This is a genomic window from Halanaerobium sp. (assembly GCF_003070835.1).
In genome coordinates this window covers 1-2496 of the sequence record NZ_QBLR01000411.1, presented here as the reverse complement: position 1 = coordinate 2496, position 2496 = coordinate 1, and the positions used below count along the sequence as shown (strand labels likewise).

Here is a 2496-nt window from a genome sequence, read left to right as displayed (position 1 = left end):
TTGTGGTATAATTTTCATAGCATGAACCTCCGTTATGGTTTTTTGTTTGTTGCTATTCAATTATACCAAAAACGGGGGTTTCATGCTATTTTTTTGCTAGAAAATATTGAAATTTCAAGGTGCAAAAGCACTTTTACAAGTGCGAAGTTTGAGTTTATAAGAGAAAGGGTTTTTAGTGTGGATAAAAGAGAAATAATAAATCTGGCAGTTATTGCTCATGTTGACGCAGGTAAATCAACTCTGGTCGATGCTTTTTTAAATCAGAGTGGAGTCTTTAGAGAAAACGAAGAAGTTGTGGACTGTATAATGGACAGTAATGATCTTGAGCGTGAGCGAGGTATTACAATATATTCTAAAAACTGTGCCATTGAGCATAATGGTGTCAAAATAAATATTGTGGATACTCCCGGTCATGCTGATTTTTCTTCAGAGGTGGAGCGGGTTATCAAGGCAGTGGATTCGGCCATTTTAATTGTAGATGCTTCTGAAGGTCCAATGCCTCAGACCAGATTTGTGCTCAAAAAATCTCTGGAAAAAGGTATTAAGCCGATTGTTTTCATTAATAAGATTGATAAAAATAATCAGCGAGCCGAAGAGGTTCATGATGAGATAATTGATCTTTTTATTGAACTATCAGCAGATGACGATCAGTTAGAATTTCCTGTGATTTATGGAATCGCAGTTGAAGGCAAGGCTTTCTATGAACTTGATCATGAGAGTGATAATTTAGATCCGCTTTTTGAAACAATTATTGATAGTGTAGATTCCTATCCAGATTTAGATCAGGAGCCACTTCAGATGCAGGTTTATGATCTGGCCTATGATGATTATCTAGGAAGAATTGGTATTGGTCGTGTTTATAGTGGTACCATTAAAGATGGACAGCAGGTTGAAGTTTCCAAAAGGGATGGTTCAATTGAAAAAGGGAAAATAACCAAACTTTCAGTTTATGAGGGGTTAAATCAGAATGCTATTGATAAAGCCCGCAGTGGAGAAATTGTTTCTATTGCAGGTATTCCGGATATCTCAATTGGAGAGACAGTCTGTGATCCCGGCAAAGTTGATCCACTGCCGATGATTGAAATCGCTGAGCCAACTCTGGCTATGTATTTTTTGGTAAATGATTCTCCTTTTGCCGGCCTGGAAGGTGAGTATCTAACTACCCGTCATCTTAAAGCAAGGCTGGAAAGAGAATTAGAGGTTAATGTTGGTCTTAGAGTTGAAAAAGCTGAAAACACAGAGGCTTTTAAAGTTTCCGGTCGGGGAGAACTGCATCTTTCAATTCTACTGGAAAATATGCGTCGTGAAGGCTATGAGCTTTCTGTTTCTAAACCGGAAGTATTAATGAAAGAAATTGACGGAAAAAAACATGAACCAGTAGAAAAAGTAATGGTTGAGCTGCCGGAAAAATATTCTGGAACTGTAATTAACAAATTGAATCAGCGCAAAGGTCTTATGCAGTCCATGCTGCCAGAAGGAGATTATGTTCATTTAGAGTATTTAGTTCCAACCAGAGGTTTAATTGGTTTCAGAAGTGAATTTATCAATGATACCAGTGGGGAAGGTACTCTTATTCGTTCTTTTGACAGTTATGAGCCTTTTAAAGGTGAAGTTCCCAGACGAAAAAACGGAGTTTTAGTTTCTAATCAGCAGGGAACTGCTATGGGATATGCACTTTCTAATCTGGAAGCCAGAGGAGAAATGTTTATTGAACCAGGTACAAAAGTTTACGAAGGTATGATTATTGGTCTGCACAGTCGGGACAATGATCTGGCGGTAAATGCCTGTAAAAATAAGAAGCTGACAAATGTTAGAGCTTCTGGTTCTGATGATTCAATTAACCTGGCACCACCTAAAAAGTTTACTTTAGAGCAGGCTTTAGAGTTTATTGAAGATGATGAACTGGTGGAAATTACTCCAGCGGCAATTAGATTGCGCAAGAAAATTTTAAATGAAAAAATGAGACTTAGAAACAGTAAATCTAAATAAAATAATTAATTTTGCGGCCGGAAATAATTCTGGCCGTTTTTTTGATTAAAATAACAAATAATATTAAAAATCCAGGTAACGTCAAGTATTTTGTGTAAATAAATTAATATCTTTCTTCAAATAGTTGAATTAAGTTTTCTCGAGCAGCTAAAAATCCTTTTAATCTTCTTTCTGACCACTTAGAATTGTAGTCTAAAATCTTAAGATATAGTATTTTTTCTGCTGCTTTTTCATTTGGTAAACTGTTCATTGTTTTAAGTCTTTTTCTGATTTCTTTATTGGCTCTTTCAATCCAATTAGTTGTATAAATTGATTTCTGAATACTATCTGGATATTTATAGAAAGCAAATAATTCATCTTTATCTTCAAACCAGCTTTGAGCTAAGTGAGGATAGATCTTATCCCACTTTGAGCTGAGATCATTTAAGGCCTGCTCTGCATACTCTCTGCTGGGAGCTTTGTAAATTTTCTTTAAATCTGTAACTATTTCATCTGTATGTTTCTTTT

Annotated in this window: 2 protein-coding genes; one reads left to right on the top strand and one right to left on the bottom strand. The window is 35.7% G+C overall.

Annotation, left to right across the window (positions count from 1 at the left end; genetic code table 11):
- Nucleotides 1-177: 177 nt before the first annotated feature.
- The gene (gene typA / locus CI949_RS19795) at nucleotides 178-1989 is read left to right on the top strand and encodes a translational GTPase TypA (RefSeq protein WP_133529664.1); all 1812 of its coding nucleotides are present in this window, start codon (nucleotides 178-180) and stop codon (nucleotides 1987-1989) included.
- Nucleotides 1990-2092: 103 nt separating this feature from the next.
- Here typA and CI949_RS19790 read toward each other — a convergent pair.
- The coding region (locus CI949_RS19790; RefSeq protein WP_290769627.1) for a transposase at nucleotides 2093-2496 on the bottom strand (404 nt) is incomplete at its 5' end.